The sequence below is a fragment of the Streptomyces sp. NPDC050625 genome (assembly GCF_040654755.1).
Taxonomy (GTDB): Bacteria; Actinomycetota; Actinomycetes; order Streptomycetales; family Streptomycetaceae; genus Streptomyces.
In genome coordinates, this window is sequence record NZ_JBFAIQ010000002.1 from 1 (window position 1) to 15,972 (window position 15,972).

Annotated in this window: 8 protein-coding genes; 5 read left to right on the forward strand and 3 right to left on the reverse strand. The window is 70.1% G+C overall.

Annotated features, from left to right (window positions below; genetic code table 11):
- Window positions 1–106: 106 nt before the first annotated feature.
- The gene (locus tag AB0I54_RS04375; protein ID WP_363294371.1) at window positions 107–496 is read right to left on the reverse strand and encodes a hypothetical protein; all 390 of its coding nucleotides are present in this window, start codon (window positions 494–496) and stop codon (window positions 107–109) included.
- Between the two features lie 242 nt (window positions 497–738).
- On the opposite strand from AB0I54_RS04375, the gene AB0I54_RS04380 reads away from it, so the two are divergent.
- Entirely contained in the window at window positions 739–2,628 is a 1,890-nt protein-coding gene (locus AB0I54_RS04380; RefSeq protein ID WP_363294372.1) for a galactose oxidase early set domain-containing protein, read from the forward strand.
- Window positions 2,629–2,732: 104 nt separating this feature from the next.
- A complete protein-coding gene (locus tag AB0I54_RS04385) occupies window positions 2,733–5,045 on the forward strand; it encodes a Dyp-type peroxidase (protein WP_363294373.1) in 2,313 nt (770 codons plus the stop codon).
- 72 nt (window positions 5,046–5,117) lie between these two features.
- On the opposite strand, the gene AB0I54_RS04390 is transcribed toward AB0I54_RS04385, so the two are convergent.
- On the reverse strand, window positions 5,118–6,647 hold the full coding sequence (locus AB0I54_RS04390; protein WP_363294374.1) for a UDP-N-acetylglucosamine 1-carboxyvinyltransferase: 1,530 nt from the start codon (window positions 6,645–6,647) through the stop codon (window positions 5,118–5,120).
- 377 nt (window positions 6,648–7,024) lie between these two features.
- On the opposite strand from AB0I54_RS04390, the gene acnA reads away from it, so the two are divergent.
- Together acnA and AB0I54_RS04400 are read left to right on the forward strand one after the other, a co-directional pair.
- Window positions 7,025–9,742: an aconitate hydratase AcnA gene (gene acnA / locus AB0I54_RS04395; RefSeq protein WP_363294375.1), complete on the forward strand. Its 2,718-nt coding sequence runs from the start codon at window positions 7,025–7,027 to the stop codon at window positions 9,740–9,742.
- 213 nt (window positions 9,743–9,955) lie between these two features.
- Window positions 9,956–11,437, forward strand: a complete 1,482-nt coding sequence (locus AB0I54_RS04400) for an ATP-binding protein (RefSeq protein ID WP_363294376.1) — start codon at window positions 9,956–9,958, stop codon at window positions 11,435–11,437.
- Window positions 11,438–11,543: 106 nt separating this feature from the next.
- Here AB0I54_RS04400 and AB0I54_RS04405 read toward each other — a convergent pair whose 3' ends face one another.
- Window positions 11,544–14,264 (reverse strand): SpoIIE family protein phosphatase, encoded by a 2,721-nt coding sequence (locus AB0I54_RS04405; RefSeq protein ID WP_363294377.1) that lies wholly within the window; start codon window positions 14,262–14,264, stop codon window positions 11,544–11,546.
- Window positions 14,265–14,716: 452 nt separating this feature from the next.
- On the opposite strand from AB0I54_RS04405, the gene AB0I54_RS04410 reads away from it, so the two are divergent.
- A complete protein-coding gene (locus tag AB0I54_RS04410) occupies window positions 14,717–15,733 on the forward strand; it encodes a lytic polysaccharide monooxygenase (RefSeq protein WP_363294971.1) in 1,017 nt (338 codons plus the stop codon).
- Window positions 15,734–15,972 lie beyond the last annotated feature (239 nt).

Consider the following 15,972-nt stretch of genomic DNA (forward strand, 5'->3'; position numbering starts at 1 on the left):
TTCCCCCCCCCCCCCCCCGTCCCGTTGGGGGGCGCGGGGGCGCCGGGGCCCCCCCCCCCCCCGCCCCCCCCCCCCCCCGCGCCCCCCCCCCCCCGCCGCTCCGTGTTCAGGCCGCTCCGTGGCTCATGACGTCGTCCGTGCAGGCGATGTGGATCGTCAGGTCGGCCGGGGCCGAGCGGCTGAGGAAGGGCCAGGTCTGGGCCTTGCGCGCGGTGATGATCCAGCCGGTGGCGTGGTCGTTCATACGGTCCTCGGTGACATCGGTCCGGTCCGTGCCGAGGACCGCGTCCTGCTTGGCGCTGATGACGTATCCGCCGCTGTAGGCGTGCTGCGCGGCCGGGCAGAGCGCCTCGTGCGGCCGGCCGTCGGCACCGCCGGGGACGAACACCGAGAAGTGGTGCGGCGGTTGGGGCGGGTCCGCCACGGCGGGGGCGGCACAGACGAGCAGGGCCGCGGCTCCCGCGGCCACGGTGACGGCGGTACGTGTTCGGGGCATGGGGGTGCTCCTCGCAAAGGGGGCAGGGGACTGGCCGGGACCATTGCAGTCGCCGTGGAGATCGAGGGGGCAATGGACACGCAGCGTTGCATCCCATCGGGGCAAAGCGGTCATTCTTTCGAGAAAGCGGTCACATTTCGCTACCCTGCGTGATTTACTGACGCCATTCCGTCACTCTACGTGGCCGCCCTGTACTGCCCCGTTCTGGCCCAGGGCATCCCGTGTCCCCAAGAGGAGTCCCCATGCCCCGCAGAGGGAGGTGGACGATCGCGGCAGGCTGCGCCGCGGTCGTTCTGTCACTCACCGCCCCCGCCGGCCGCGCCGCCCCGTTCCGTCTCGTCCCCCTGCCGTCCTCGGCAAGGCCGGCCGATCCGCACCCGCACGGGGTGCACATCTCGAAGGCGGAGCTCGCCGAGGAGATCCGCCCCGACGAGGTCAAGGCATTCGGCAAGGCCCGCGCCGAACAGATGGCCCGCGACCGCATCGGCCTGCGCGCCGTCGACCGGGGCTACCCCCAGCCCATGCGGAACCGCAGCCTCAAGAGGCTCACCGACTCGCAGCAGGAGCAGAACGCGAAGTTCGACGCGGCAGCGTTCGGCAAGTTCGCCGACTACTTCTCCAGCCCGGACTACGGCGACCACGTCGCCCTGCTGCCCACCGGCAAGGTCCTGCTGTTCTCCTTCGAGGCCGTCGAGGACAGCCCCAACAAGGAGACCGCGCCCACCGAGGTCATCGGCCGGGACAACGCCGGACGCGCCTACGTCTGGGACCCCGCCAAGGGCATCGGCGCCGCCGCCTTCAAGGCCGTACCGCCGCCCGTGGTGAACATGGACGACGGGCTGGACGAACCGCGTGCCGCGCCGATCTTCTGCGCCGGACACTCCTACCTGCCCAACGGCATGGTGGGCGTCTTCGGCGGCAACCTCGGCGGCAACCACGGCACCGGCGCCCACCTCGCCCTGGTCTTCGACCCGTGGACCGAGACGTGGTACCGGCAGCAGGACATGGCCGAGGGCCGCTGGTACCCGTCCGTCGTCACCGGCGCCGACGGGCGGCAGTTCATCACCTCCGGGCACGGTGACACCGGCTGGGGCAAGCTTTCCCAGACGATCGAGCGTTTCCCGGCCAAGAGCACCCCGGTCGCGACGGACCCGAAGACCAAGCCCGTCGGCCAGGCGCTCGACAAGTGGCCGGTCAACGCCGACTACATGGCCGACTACCCGCACCTGTTCTCCCTGCGGGACGGCCTGATCTACGGCTTCGGCCGCAACTACAACGAGCAGTTCGTCTTCGACCCGAAGGCCGAGACCGAACAGGCGCTGCGCCCCCGGCCCGGCGGCGGCATGCGCAACTACGGATCCGCGGTGGCCCTGCCCAACGGCACCAACGGCCCCGACTCCGTGTTGATCCTCGGCGGCGACCGTAACGACCCCAAGACGTACAAGTTCTCCGGCGGCCGCTGGAGCGAGGACACCCCCCGTGCCTTCGGCCGCACCCAGGACGACACGCTGATCTTCCCCGACGGGCGGCTGTGGACCGTCAACGGCGGCTACGACATCCGCGACTACGGCAATGGCCTGTACAACCCCAACGCCGACGAGAAGTACCGCCAGACCGAGTTGCGCGGCACCGACGGCACCTGGCGGCTCGGCCCGGTCCAGCGGCTGCCGCGCGGCTACCACTCCAACGCCGTGATCCTGCCCGACGGCCGTATCATGATCACCGGTGACGAGCTGCAGGAGATCGCCAACAACCGGGACATCAGCTCCGGGATGAACGGCACCATCGAGATCTACGAGCCGCCGTATCTGCACCAGGGCGGGGTCCGCCCGACCCTGACGGACGTGCCGAGTCAACCCCTCGGCTACAACGCCGACCTCCGGATCAGCACCGGCACGCCCGAACAGGCGGAGAAGGCCGTCCTGATGGCACCCATCACCTCCACCCACTCGGTGGACACCAGCCAGCGCCGCATCGAGCTCCCCATCACCAGCCGCGCCGGCAACAAGCTCGTCCTCACCACCCCGCAGTCCGCCAAGGACGCGCCGCCCGGCTTCTACCTGCTCTTCCTGCTCGACGACCGGGGTGTGCCCAGCGTTGCCAAGTGGGTGCAGCTCAAGCCCGGCGCCTGACCCCTCTTCGTCCCCTGCCGCCGTACACCCGGGCAGCGCTGCCCACGGCGCCGCCCGGGCCGGCCCGACATGTCCCCATCTGTCCCCACGCTCAAGGGAGTTCCATGTCCACCCCGCTGCCGTTGCGCAACAGCACGGAGATCCAGGGCGACATCCTCGCCGGGTTCAAGAAGGACTACATGACCCTGCTCTTCCTCCAGTTCGGCGACATGACCGCCGCCCGGAACTGGCTGGCCGAGCTGGTCCCCAACATCGCCACCACCCAGCAGGTCGCCGCCTTCAACGCCAAGTTCCACGACGCCCGCAAGAACTCCGCCGGTGACGACCCGAAGAACCTCAGGGCCACCTGGCTCGGCCTGAGCCTCACCCACCCCGGCATCCAGTTCCTCACGGGCAAGGAGAAGGTGTTCGAGAAGGTGCCCACGGGCGGCACGATCCAGGCGTTCGCACAGGGGTCCGCCGCCCGCCACAAGGCCCTGGGCGACACGGGCTGCAACGACCCGAAGCACTGGATCTTCGGCGCCGACCACAGCCCCGTCATCCATGCGGTGCTCACCATCGCCGCCGACCTCGAAAACGACCGCAACACCGAGCTGAACCGGCAGCTGGAGGCCGCCTCCCGGGCCGGAGTGCTGATCGTCCACCAGCAGAACGGCGCCACGCTGCCCGGCAACCGTCGCGGCAATGAGCACTTCGGCTTCAAGGACGGCGTCAGCGAACCGTACGTGGCGGGCTTCGACGACGCGGAGGAGGCGGGGGGCGCCCGGATGATCCCGGCCGGTCAGTTCGTCCTCGGCTCCGACGACACCCCCTTGCCCACGGGCGCTCCCGAGTGGATGAAATACGGCTCCTTCCAGGTCGTACGACGGCTCGCCCAGGACGTACCCGGCTGGTGGGCACAGGTCAACGCCGAACTCCAGAAGCTGAGGGAAGCCAAGGTGGTCGGGGAGAACACGAAGAGCGAGTGGCTCGCCGCCCGCCTGGTGGGCCGCTGGCGCTGCGGCGCCTCGGTCGCCAAGTTCCCCGACCAGTCGCCCCCGCCGGGCACCAGACCCGACAACGACCTCAGCTTCAAGGACGACCCCGACGGCGTCACCACCCCCCTCTTCTCCCACCTGCGCAAAACCGCTCCGCGCGACGGACTGGTCGACGAAGGCGAACTGGTCGACGAGAAGTTCATGGACCTGCGCCGCATCATCCGGCGCGGCATCCCCTACGGCGCCCCCTTCGACCCCGCCAACGGGGACGGGGGAGGCCCCGACGAGCAGCGAGGCCTGCTCTTCGTCTGCTACCAGGCCAACCTGGCCACGCAGTTCGAGTTCATCCAGGCCGACTGGGTCAACGACCCGAACTTCCCGCACGACCGCGACCCCCAGCCCGGACCGGACCCGATGGTCAGCGGCCAGCTCCCGGGAGTCGCCCGGGGCGAGGTCGCCTTCGAGAGCCGCGTCAACGGCGACCGGAAGACCACCACGCTCCACTTCAAGACCTTCGTGGCCACCGAGGGCTCCGTCTACGCCTTCACCCCGTCGATCACCACCCTGCGCGGCCTCACCCAGGGCCGGCTGCAGGCCGCGACCTCGATCGGCGGCACGCAGAACGCAAGCCAGGAGTGGACGACGACGGGCACCGGACAGACCCGCCCGCCGCGGCCGCCCGTGCAACCCGGCCCGGTCGACGAGATCCTGCCCTGGCCGGACACGGAGGAGCGGGCGTGGACCTTCTCCGGCCGCACCGTCCGTGTCGTGCGCACCGGCGCCACCGAGACCGGGGCGCTCACCACGGGCAGCGACGACCGCACCGGCGTCGTCGACACCGCCGCGGACCTCTCCACCTGGCCCGCGCTGGCCGGGGTCGAACAGGTCGACGCGATCGTGCCGGTCCCCGACGAGCAGTCCGTGAACGGCGAGAGCAGCTACTGGCTCTTCCACACGGTGGGCGGCACCCAGGTCTACCGCCGCATCTACATCTCCACCGACGCCCGGCACGCCTGCCGCAGCGTCGGCGACGACCGGGCCCTCAGCGCCTGGCGCTCCCTCAAGGACGTCACCCGGGTCGACGCGGTGCTGCCGGTGCCGGACCAGCGCCGCGTCGACGGCAAGACGCAGTACTGGCTCTTCCACACCACCGCGCAGGGCCGGCGCTACCGTCTGATCTCCATCGCCGACGGCGGCATGCACACCGACGAATTGGTCCGCAGCGACCGCGACCTGACCCAGTGGACCTCCCTGCGGGGCGTCACCAAGGCCGACGCCTTCCACTTCGTCCCCGGCAAGAACCGGATGAACGGCCAGACCTGGACCTGGGTCTTCCACGACCGGCAGTACCGCCTCATCAGCATCGCCGACGGCTTCGGCCACGCCGACACCCTGCTCCGCGAGGACCGCGCGAACACGGCGTGGTTCCGCGGGGTCTGACCAGCCCACCGAACGGACCGGCCCGGCAGAGCACCACTCTGCCGGGCCGGTCCTCGATCCGGATGCCGGACGTCAGATGTCCCGGAAGATCTCGATCTGTGCCCCGATCGAGTTGAGGCGCTCCGCGAGGTCCTCGTAACCCCGGTTGATGACATACACGTTGCGCAGCACGGAGGTGCCCTCCGCGGCCATCATCGCCAGCAGGACGACCACCGCGGGCCGCAGTGCGGGCGGGCACATCATCTCGGCGGCGCGCCAGCGGGTCGGGCCCTCGACCAGCACGCGGTGGGGGTCGAGGAGCTGGAGCCGGCCGCCGAGGCGGTTGAGGTCCGTGAGATAGATGGCCCGGTTGTCGTAGACCCAGTCGTGGATCAGCGTCTTGCCCTGGGCGACCGCCGCGATGGCCGCGAAGAACGGGACGTTGTCGATGTTCAGGCCCGGGAACGGCATCGGGTGGATCTTGTCGATCGGCGCCTCCAGCTTGGAGGGCCGCACGGTCAGGTCCACCAGTCGGGTGCGGCCGTTGTCGGCGACGTACTCCGGGGTGCGGTCGTGGTCGAGGCCCATCTCCTCCAGGACCGCCAGCTCGATCTCCAGGAACTCGATGGGCACCCGGCGCACCGTCAGCTCGGACTCCGTGACGACCGCGGCGGCCAGCAGGCTCATCGCCTCGACCGGGTCCTCGGAGGGGGAGTAGTCGACGTCGGCGTCGATGTCCGGCACACCGTGCACGGTGAGGGTCGTCGTGCCGATGCCCTCGACCTTGACGCCCAGCACCTCCAGGAAGAAGCAGAGGTCCTGGACCATGTAGTTGGAGGACGCGTTGCGGATGACGGTGACGCCGTCGTGCCGGGCGGCGGCCAGCAGCGCGTTCTCGGTCACGGTGTCGCCGCGCTCGGTCAGCACGATGGGCCGGTCGGGCCGTACGGAACGGTCCACCTGGGCGTGGTACTGGCCCTCGGTGGCGGCGATGTCGAGCCCGAAGCGGCGCAGCGCGATCATGTGCGGCTCGATGGTCCGCGTGCCGAGGTCGCAGCCGCCGGCGTACGGCAGCTTGAACGCGTCCATACGGTGCAGCAGCGGGCCCAGGAACATGATGATGGAGCGCGTGCGCACGGCCGCGTCGGAGTCGATGGCGTCCATGTCGAGTTCGGCCGGCGGCACGATCTCCAGGTCGACCCCGTCGTTGATCCAGCGGGTCCGCACGCCGATCGAGTTGAGCACCTCCAGCAGGCGGTACACCTCCTCGATCCGGGCGACCCGACGCAGCACCGTGCGGCCCTTGTTGAGCAGGGTCGCGCACAGCAGGGCCACGCAGGCGTTCTTGCTGGTCTTCACATCGATGGCCCCGGACAGCCGGCGGCCGCCGACCACTCGAAGATGCATCGGGCCCGCGTAGCCCAACGAGACGATTTCACTGTCCAGGGCTTCACCGATTCGAGCGATCATCTCAAGGCTGATGTTTTGGTTGCCGCGCTCGATGCGATTGACAGCGCTCTGACTTGTGCCGAGCGCTTCCGCGAGCTGCGCCTGTGTCCAGCCACGGTGTTGCCGGGCGTCACGGATGAGCTTGCCGATGCGTACGAGGTAGTCGTCTGCCATGAGGCCGAGGCTATCTCAGATATGAGATGGCGCCTGTTGAGGGGTCCATTCGGGTGATGGGGTGTCAGTGTACTTCTGGATGAAGGGGATTCGTCAGGTGATGTCGTACAGGAGTCTTACGTACTGATTTGCGAAGAAAATTCCGTGTGTGCCGTGTGGGCCATGCCACTGAATATCGGGGCGACGGATCCGGTCCGGGCATGACCATTCGGCCCCCGTGTACTAGAGTTATCTCGACATCGAGATATCTGGCGAGGAGCACCGCAGCCGCCACCCTGGTAAGGGTTACCTAACTAAGCCTTACCTTAGCGGATTGGCTCAGATGCCGTGGCGGCAGGATCGTGGTGAGTACGCGCACATCAATGAAGGAGACTGTCGTGTCGGCGAACAGCTTCGACGCCCGCAGCACGCTGCAGGTGGGCGACGAGTCGTACGAGATCTTCCGGCTGGACAAGGTGGAGGGCTCGGCCCGGCTGCCGTACAGCCTCAAGGTCCTGCTGGAGAACCTGCTCCGCACGGAGGACGGCGCGAACATCACCGCCGACCACATCCGCGCTCTCGGCACCTGGGACTCGCAGGCCAAGCCCAGCCAGGAGATCCAGTTCACGCCGGCCCGCGTGATCATGCAGGACTTCACCGGTGTCCCCTGTGTCGTGGACCTCGCGACCATGCGTGAGGCCGTCGCGGCGCTCGGCGGCGACCCGGCGAAGATCAACCCGCTCTCCCCGGCCGAGATGGTCATCGACCACTCCGTCATCGCCGACAAGTTCGGCACCAGCGACGCCTTCAAGCAGAACGTCGACCTGGAGTACGGCCGCAACCGCGAGCGCTACCAGTTCCTGCGCTGGGGCCAGACCGCGTTCGACGACTTCAAGGTCGTCCCGCCGGGCACCGGCATCGTCCACCAGGTGAACATCGAGCACCTCGCGCGGACCGTCATGGTGCGCAACGGGCAGGCCTACCCGGACACCCTGGTCGGCACCGACTCGCACACCACCATGGTCAACGGCCTCGGCGTCCTCGGCTGGGGCGTCGGCGGCATCGAGGCCGAGGCCGCCATGCTCGGCCAGCCGGTCTCCATGCTCATCCCGCGCGTCGTCGGCTTCAAGCTGACCGGTGAGCTGCAGCCGGGTACGACGGCCACGGACCTCGTGCTCACCATCACCGAGATGCTCCGCAAGCACGGTGTCGTCGGCAAGTTCGTCGAGTTCTACGGCGAGGGCGTGGCCGCCACCTCGCTCGCCAACCGCGCCACCATCGGCAACATGTCGCCGGAGTTCGGCTCCACCGCCGCGATCTTCCCGATCGACGGCGAGACCCTGAGCTACCTGCGCCTGACCGGCCGCTCCGACCAGCAGGTCGCGCTCGTCGAGGCGTACGCCAAGGAGCAGGGCCTCTGGCTGGACCCGCAGGCCGAGCCCGACTTCTCCGAGAAGCTCGAACTGGAGCTGTCGACGGTCGTTCCCTCCATCGCCGGCCCGAAGCGCCCGCAGGACCGTATCGTCCTCGCCAACGCCGCCGAGCAGTTCAAGACCGACGTCCTGAACTACGTCACCACCGCCGACGAGGCGGGCGAGGAGTCCTTCCCGGCCTCCGACGCCCCGGCCGTCCACCCGAACGGCACGCCGTCCAACCCGGTCCAGGTCACCGCCCCCGACGGCACGACCTACACGCTCGACCACGGTGCGGTGACGGTCGCGGCCATCACCTCCTGCACCAACACCTCGAACCCGTACGTCATGGTCGCCGCCGCGCTCGTCGCGAAGAAGGCCGTGGAGAAGGGCCTGACCCGCAAGCCGTGGGTCAAGACCACCCTCGCCCCGGGCTCGAAGGTCGTCACCGACTACTTCGACAAGGCCGGTCTGACCCCGTACCTCGACAAGGTCGGCTTCAACCTGGTCGGTTACGGCTGCACCACCTGCATCGGCAACTCCGGCCCGCTGCCGGAGGAGGTCTCCAAGGCCGTCAACGACCACGACCTCGCGGTCACCTCGGTCCTCTCCGGCAACCGGAACTTCGAGGGCCGTATCAACCCCGACGTCAAGATGAACTACCTGGCCTCCCCGCCGCTGGTCGTCGCGTACGCCATCGCGGGCTCCATGAAGGTGGACATCACCAAGGACGCCCTCGGCACCGACCAGGACGGCAAGCCGGTCTACCTGTCCGACATCTGGCCGACCGAGGCCGAGGTCAACGACGTCGTGTCGAACGCCATCGGCGAGGACATGTTCAACAAGTCCTACTCCGACGTCTTCGCGGGCGACGCCCAGTGGCAGTCCCTGCCCATCCCGACCGGCAACACCTTCGAGTGGGACGCCGAGTCGACCTACGTCCGCAAGCCCCCGTACTTCGAGGGCATGGAGATGGAGCCGGCCCCGGTCAGCGACATCGCCGGTGCCCGTGTGCTCGCCAAGCTGGGCGACTCGGTCACCACCGACCACATCTCCCCGGCCGGTGCCATCAAGGCCGACACCCCGGCCGGCAAGTACCTCACCGAGCACGGTGTGGAGCGTCGTGACTTCAACTCCTACGGCTCCCGCCGTGGCAACCACGAGGTCATGATCCGCGGTACGTTCGCCAACATCCGCCTGCGCAACCAGATCGCGCCGGGCACCGAGGGCGGCTACACCCGCGACTTCACCCAGGCGGACGCGCCGGTGTCGTTCATCTACGACGCCTCGCGCAACTACATCGACCAGGGCATCCCGCTGGTCGTCCTGGCCGGCAAGGAGTACGGCTCCGGCTCGTCCCGCGACTGGGCCGCCAAGGGCACCGCGCTGCTCGGCGTCAAGGCCGTCATCGCCGAGTCGTACGAGCGCATCCACCGCTCGAACCTCATCGGCATGGGCGTGCTCCCGCTCCAGTTCCCGGAGGGCGCCTCCGCCGAGTCCCTCGGTCTGACCGGTGAGGAGACCTTCTCCTTCTCCGGCGTCACCGAGCTGAACAACGGCACCACCCCGCGCACGGTCAAGGTCACCACCGACACCGGTGTCGAGTTCGACGCGGTCGTCCGCATCGACACCCCCGGTGAGGCCGACTACTACCGCAACGGCGGCATCATGCAGTACGTCCTGCGCAACCTGATCCGCAAGTAAGCGGCAGCGTACGGCGGTACAGGGCCGCATCCCCGGTGACGGGGGTGCGGCCCTTCGCCATGTCCCGGCCATGTCCGGGCCATGTCCGGGCCATGTCCGGGCCGGGTACGACGAAGGGCGGTACGAAGGTCAGTACGAAGGCGGCACGAAGGTCATCACCCACCCTCAGACGGAACACAGGCTTCCCTCAGCGAACCGGGACAGGATCGGTACATGAGCCGCCGCCCGTGGGCCCGCTCGCTGCGCACACGCCTCCTGGTCCTCGTCACCGCCACCCTCGTGTGCGTGTGCGCCGCGCTCGCCCTCACCACCGTCCTCGCCCAACGCGCCTATCTCATGGGCGAGCTGGACGACCGGGTGAACGACGCCGCCGAACGCAGTGTGGGCGGCGCCGCGCTGCACCCCGAACTCCCCGCCGCCCTCGCCTTCCTCGGCGAGGGCGGCCACACCGAGGGCCTGCTCGCCGCCCGGCTCGACGCCGCCGGGCACCTCGTCTCCGCCGCGGTCGTCACCCGGGACGCGGCCCCCCGTGCCCTCGGTTCCGCCCAGCGCGCCGCCCTCAGCGGCATCCGCCCCGACGGTTCGCTGCACACCCGGACGGTGCCCGGACTCGGCACCTACCGGGTCACCGCCCTCGACGCGAGCGGCATCCGCGTCCTCACCGGTCTGCCCATGGACGACGTCCGGGCCACGCTCGGCACACTGGTCGAGATCGAGGCGGTCGTCGGCGCCGCCGGACTCGCCCTCGCCGGCGGCGTCTGCGGGGTCGTCATCCGGCGCCAGCTCCGCCCGCTCGGCCGGGTCGCCGACACCGCCGTCGAGGTCTCCCGGGTACCGCTCGGCCACGGCCGGGTCGGCGCGCTGCCCCGGGTCCCCGAACGCGACACCGACCCCGGCAGCGAGGCCGGGCAGGTCGGTGCCGCCCTCAACCGGATGATCGACCACGTCGAGGCCTCGCTCGCCGAACGCCGGCGCGGCGAGGAACGCATGCGCCGCTTCGTCGCCGACGCCAGTCACGAACTGCGCACCCCGCTCGCCTCCATCGCCGGGTACGCCGAGCTGATGAACCGTGTCGCCCCCGACCACGCCTGGAGCCGGGTCTTCGCCGAGTCGGCGCGCATGACGGAGCTGGTCGAGGACCTGCTGCTGCTCGCCCGTCTCGACGAGGGCAGCCCGCTGCACGGCACCGAGGTGGACCTCGCCGCGCTGGTCGCCGAGGCGGTGTGGGACGCACGGGCCGCGGGCGCCGGCCATGTCTGGCGACTCGGTCTCTCCCCGGACACCCCCGCACTGGTCAGGGGCGACGAGGCCCGCCTCCGGAAAGTGGTGGCCAACCTGTTGGCCAACGCGCGTGTGCACACACCTGTTGGCACGACGGTGACCGTCTCCGTCGAGTCCACGTCCGCCCAGCACGTCATCCGCGTCCACGACGACGGCCCCGGCATCCCGCCCGAGCTCGTTCCGTCCGTCTTCGAGCGTTTCACCCGGGCGGACACGTCCCGCACCCGGGCCGGGGCGGCAGAGGGCGGACCGGGGCTGGGGCTGGCGATCGCGGCGGCCGTCACGGCGGCGCACGGGGGGCGAATCGAGGTGCGGAGCGAGCCCGGGCGCACGGAGTTCACGGTCGTGCTCCCGTCGGCCGGTGACTCGGGGGCGGACGCGCCGATGTCCCGGCCCAGGGCCTCACTGCGGTGAGCACGGGCCGCGGATCACGGCCCCGCGTCACCCTCCCGCCTCCCACCTCCCGCTCCCGCCGCGCGCCGTCGGCCTCTCGCCGCTCGTTGCGCTCGCCGCTCGTGGGTCAGTCCGGGAAGAGGTCGTCCGGGATGTCCAGCAGACCGACCTCGTCGGGGTCCGGTGGGGCCAGTTCGGCCCAGATCACCTTGCCCTGCGGGGTGTACCGGGTGCCCCAGCGCTCGGCCATCTGGGAGACCAGGAACAGGCCGCGGCCGCCCTCGTCGGTCGTCGCGGCGTACCGCAGATGCGGCGACGTGCTGCTGCCGTCGGACACCTCGCAGGTCACCGTGCGGTCCCGGATCAGGCGTACATGGATCGGCTCCGAGCCGTAGCGAATGGCGTTGGTGATCAGCTCGCTCAGGACGAGTTCCATGCCGAAGCCCAGCTCGGACAGGTCCCACTCGTCCAGTTTCTCGGAGACCGCGCTGCGCATCCCCGACACGGCGGCCGGATCGCGCGGCACGTCCCAGTCGGCGACCTGGTCGCACGGCAGTGCCCGGGTGCGCGCGATGAGCAGGGCGACGTCGTCCTTGGGGCGCCCGGGCAGCAGCTCCTGCACCACCGCCCGGCAGCTTTCGTCGGGAGACCGGTCGGGGTGGCCCGCCAGCGCCTGGCGCAGCAGCTCCATGCCCACGTCCAGATCGCGCGCGCGGTCCTCGATGAGGCCGTCGGTGTACAGGACCAGCTGGGTGCCCTCCGCGATGTCCACCTCGGCCGTCTGGAAGGGCATGCCGCCCAGGCCGAGCGGTGGCCCGGCGGGCAGGTCGGGGAAGGTGACGGTGCCGTCGGGATGGACCAGCGCGGGTGCCAGGTGTCCCGCGCGTGCCATGGCACAGCGGCGGCTCACGGGGTCGTAGATCGCGTACAGGCAGGTGGCGCCCACGACCTCGGACGCCTCCGCGCACGCCTCGTCCTGGTCGATGCGGCCGACCAGGTCGTCCAGGTGGCTCAGCAGCTCGTCCGGCGGCAGGTCCAGCGTGGAGAAGTTGTGCACCGCGGTCCGCAGCCGCCCCATCGTCGCGGCGGCGTGCAGACCGTGCCCGACGACGTCGCCGACGGCCAGCGCCACCCGGTTCCCCGGCAGCGGGATGACATCGAACCAGTCACCGCTCACGCCCGACTGGGCGGGGATGTAGCGGTAGCCGACCTGCAGGGCGCTCAGCTCGGGCAGGGCCCGCGGCAGCAGGCTGCGCTGGAGCGTGACCGCCAGGGCGTGCTCGCGGGTGTAGCGGCGGGCGTTGTCGATGCTCACCGCGGCACGGGCGACCAGCTCCTCCGCCAGCGACAGCTCCTCCTCGTCGAAGGGTTCGTGCCGCTTGGAGCGCCAGAACTTGGCCATGCCCAGCACGACGCCGCGGGCCTGGATCGGCGCGGCGATCAGCGAGTGGATGCCGTACGTGACGATCTCCCGCGAGCGCTCCGGGTCCTGTGCCCGCCAGTCCGCCGCGTCCGACAGGTTCGTCACCAGCTCGGAGCGGCCGGTGTCGAGGCCTCGCGCCTGGGGTGTGGAGGGCAGGAAGTCGATCAGCCGGCCCTTCTCGTAGAGCGGATGGTCGCTCCGGATGCCGCACACGGCGACCCGCCGCATGTCGGGCGCCGCGGGCGCGGGTTCCTCGCCGTGGATGACGGCGTCCGCCAGGTCCACGGTGACGAAGTCGGCGAAGCGGGGGACGGCGACCTGCGCCAGCTCGTCGGCGGTCTGGAGCACGTCGAGGCTGGTGCCGATGCTGAGTCCCGCGTCGTACAGCAGCTTGAGCCGCTCACGAGCGAGCTCCGCGCGGCCCGACACCGCCTGGAGCTCGGTGGAGTCGCGGAGCGTCACCACGGTTCCCCTGGGGCCGCCGTCGCGGTCCGTGGGCCGCTGGTTGACCGCGAGCAGCCGCTCCCCGGCGAAGTGCACCTCGTCGGTGGCCTCGCGCCCGGAGACGAGCAGGTCCACCATGTCGGGTTCGAGGTCGGACAGCTCCCACACGGGCCACCCCTCCGCGTCCGGGGCCAGCTCGAGGAGCCGTCTCGCCTCGTCGTTGGCGAGGAGCAGCCGACCGTCCTCACCGACGATCAGCACTCCTTCCCGTACGGAGTGCAGCACCGTGTCGTGGTGCTCGTACATGCGGGTCATCTCGTCCGGCGCCAGGCTGTGGGTCTGCCGCTGCAGCCGCCGGCCCACCAGCGCCGTTCCGCCGGCCGCCACCGCGAGCGCACCGGTTCCGGCGGCGAGGATGATCGGCAGCTGCCGGTTCACCTCGCTGGTCACGTTCTTGACCTTCATCCCCGCGGACACGAGGGCGACCACCTTGCCGTCGGCGTTCTCGATGGGCACGGTCGCCTGCACCTCATGGCCCAGCGGGCCGTGGACGCTCTCGGTGTAGACCTTGCCCGCCAGTGACGGCTCGATCCTGCCCACGAACCGCTTGCCGATCCGGTCCGGCAGAGGATGGGTGTAGCGGATGCCCTTGGTGTCCATCACCACGATGAAGTCGACGCCCGCCGACTTCCGTCCCGCCTCGGTCAGCGGCTGGAGCACCTTCGACGGTTTCTCGGTCTTCAGCGCCTCCAGGATGCCGGGGGAGTGCGCGAAGGTCTGCGCGACGGCCACGGAGCGGCGCTTGGCCTCCGTGCTGGTGTCCCGCTGCGACTGCAGGACGAGGGCGAAGACGGCACCGACCACCAGCAACGCGACCAGCGTCAGCTGCAGTACAAAGACCTGCCCGGCGACGCTTCGCGGGCTCTTGCCGGCAAGCGAGCGCCAGGAGAAGCGTCGAAACCGGGCGAATCGGTCCGCCATGCGACATTTGTAGCACCGGCGATTCCCCCTGGCTATGGCCCGGTCCAATGTGCGGCGGGCGTCACCCCCCTTTGCAGGTGCCGCCGCCTCCTCCTTTACCGCAGAAAGCCCCTTTTCTCACGGAATCTTCTTACCGGAAACTTGCCTTGCCTCCTGGGCGGTCATCCGCCCTTGCGCATCCGGCGTTTACAGCTGTCGCGGTCCGCGCTACTTTCACAGAAGAGTGGGGTGGGAGCGCTCCCATACGGTGGACCGGAACCCGCCGCGCGGGCCCGCTCCCGCCCTACGCGCCTCTCGGTGCCCATCCGCACACCTTCGGTACGGCCTTCGATCGTCCACATGATGAAGGTGGAACTGTCTTGCCTACGACAAGACTGAGCGGTCCCCGATTCCCTGGCCGCCCGCGATTACCGCACTCGACGCACTCGGCCTACCGCGGCGGGGCCCTCTTCCTGGTCCTGGTGGCCCTGCTCGCCACCGTCCCGGCCCTCGGCCTCATCGTCGCCACCGGCACCCGTGCCGAGGCGCACGGCACCCCCATGAAACCGGGCAGCCGCACCTTCCTGTGCTGGCAGGACGGGCTCACCGACACAGGTGAGATCAAGCCCGTCAACCCCGCCTGCAAGGCGGTCCAGCGGGTCAGCGGCACCACCCCGTTCTACAACTGGTTCTCGGTGCTCCGCTCGGACGGCGCCGGACGCACCCGCGGCTTCGTGCCCCACGGCGAGCTGTGCAGCGGCGGCAACCCCAACTTCACCGGGTTCGATCTGCCGCGGAACGACTGGCCCCTCACGCACCTCACCGCGGGAGCGACCGTCGACTTCTCCTACAACGCCTGGGCGGCGCACCCCGGTTGGTTCCACGTCTACGTCACCAAGGACGGCTACGACCCGACCAAGCCGCTCACCTGGAACGACATGGAGGACCAGCCCTTCCTGGACGTCGACCACCCGCCGCTCAACGGCACTCCGGGCACCGTCGAGGCCAACTACTCCTGGACCGGCACGCTGCCCGCCGGCAAGTCCGGGCGGCACATCATCTACATGGTCTGGCAGCGCTCGGACAGCGCGGAGACCTTCTACTCCTGCTCCGACGTCGTCTTCGACGGCGGCAACGGCGAGGTGACGGGCGTCCACGACCCGGGCATCCCCACCGAGCCCCCGCCCGGCACCTGCACGGCCACCCGCCGGACGACGAACAGCTGGCCCGGCGGCCACCAGTCCGAGGTGACCGTCACCAACAGCGGCGACGTGCCGATGCTCGGCTGGATGGTCGACTGGACGCTGCCGGGCGGCCAGTCGGTGGCCGGCCTGTGGAACGGCACCGCGACCTACAGCGGGCAGGACGTGATGGTCCACAACGCCGACTGGAACGGCTCGCTCAGTCCGGGGCAGAGCGCGACGTTCGGCTACGTCGTCCAGGGCTCCGGCGGTGACGGTGCGACGACTCTGCCCTGCCGGGTCGGCTGAGTCGCTCGGGGCGGACCCGGTGGCGGTGCACACCGGGTCCGCGAGCCGGGCGGGCGAGGGGGTGCGGCCCGCCCGGGTGGAGCGTGGCTTGTGTCGACGCCGCGATGGCGACAACGTTGTCTATCAGGTCCGTCATGACTGTACCGCCCCAACCGACAACGATGTCAAGCCAGTTGGGATCACCCACCAGAGTGATCCCGGGGCGCGTCGGCGGTGGTGCACACGGTCTTCCGTGGTAC

Bases quoted from the DNA above. Each gene is read 5' to 3' on its own strand.
- AB0I54_RS04375 (WP_363294371.1), bottom strand. From the start codon at position 496: ATGCCCCGAACACGTACCGCCGTCACCGTGGCCGCGGGAGCCGCGGCC.
- AB0I54_RS04380 (WP_363294372.1), top strand. From the start codon at position 739: ATGCCCCGCAGAGGGAGGTGGACGATCGCGGCAGGCTGCGCCGCGGTC.
- AB0I54_RS04385 (WP_363294373.1), top strand. From the start codon at position 2,733: ATGTCCACCCCGCTGCCGTTGCGCAACAGCACGGAGATCCAGGGCGAC.
- AB0I54_RS04390 (WP_363294374.1), bottom strand. From the start codon at position 6,647: ATGGCAGACGACTACCTCGTACGCATCGGCAAGCTCATCCGTGACGCC.
- AB0I54_RS04400 (WP_363294376.1), top strand. From the start codon at position 9,956: ATGAGCCGCCGCCCGTGGGCCCGCTCGCTGCGCACACGCCTCCTGGTC.
- AB0I54_RS04405 (WP_363294377.1), bottom strand. From the start codon at position 14,264: ATGGCGGACCGATTCGCCCGGTTTCGACGCTTCTCCTGGCGCTCGCTT.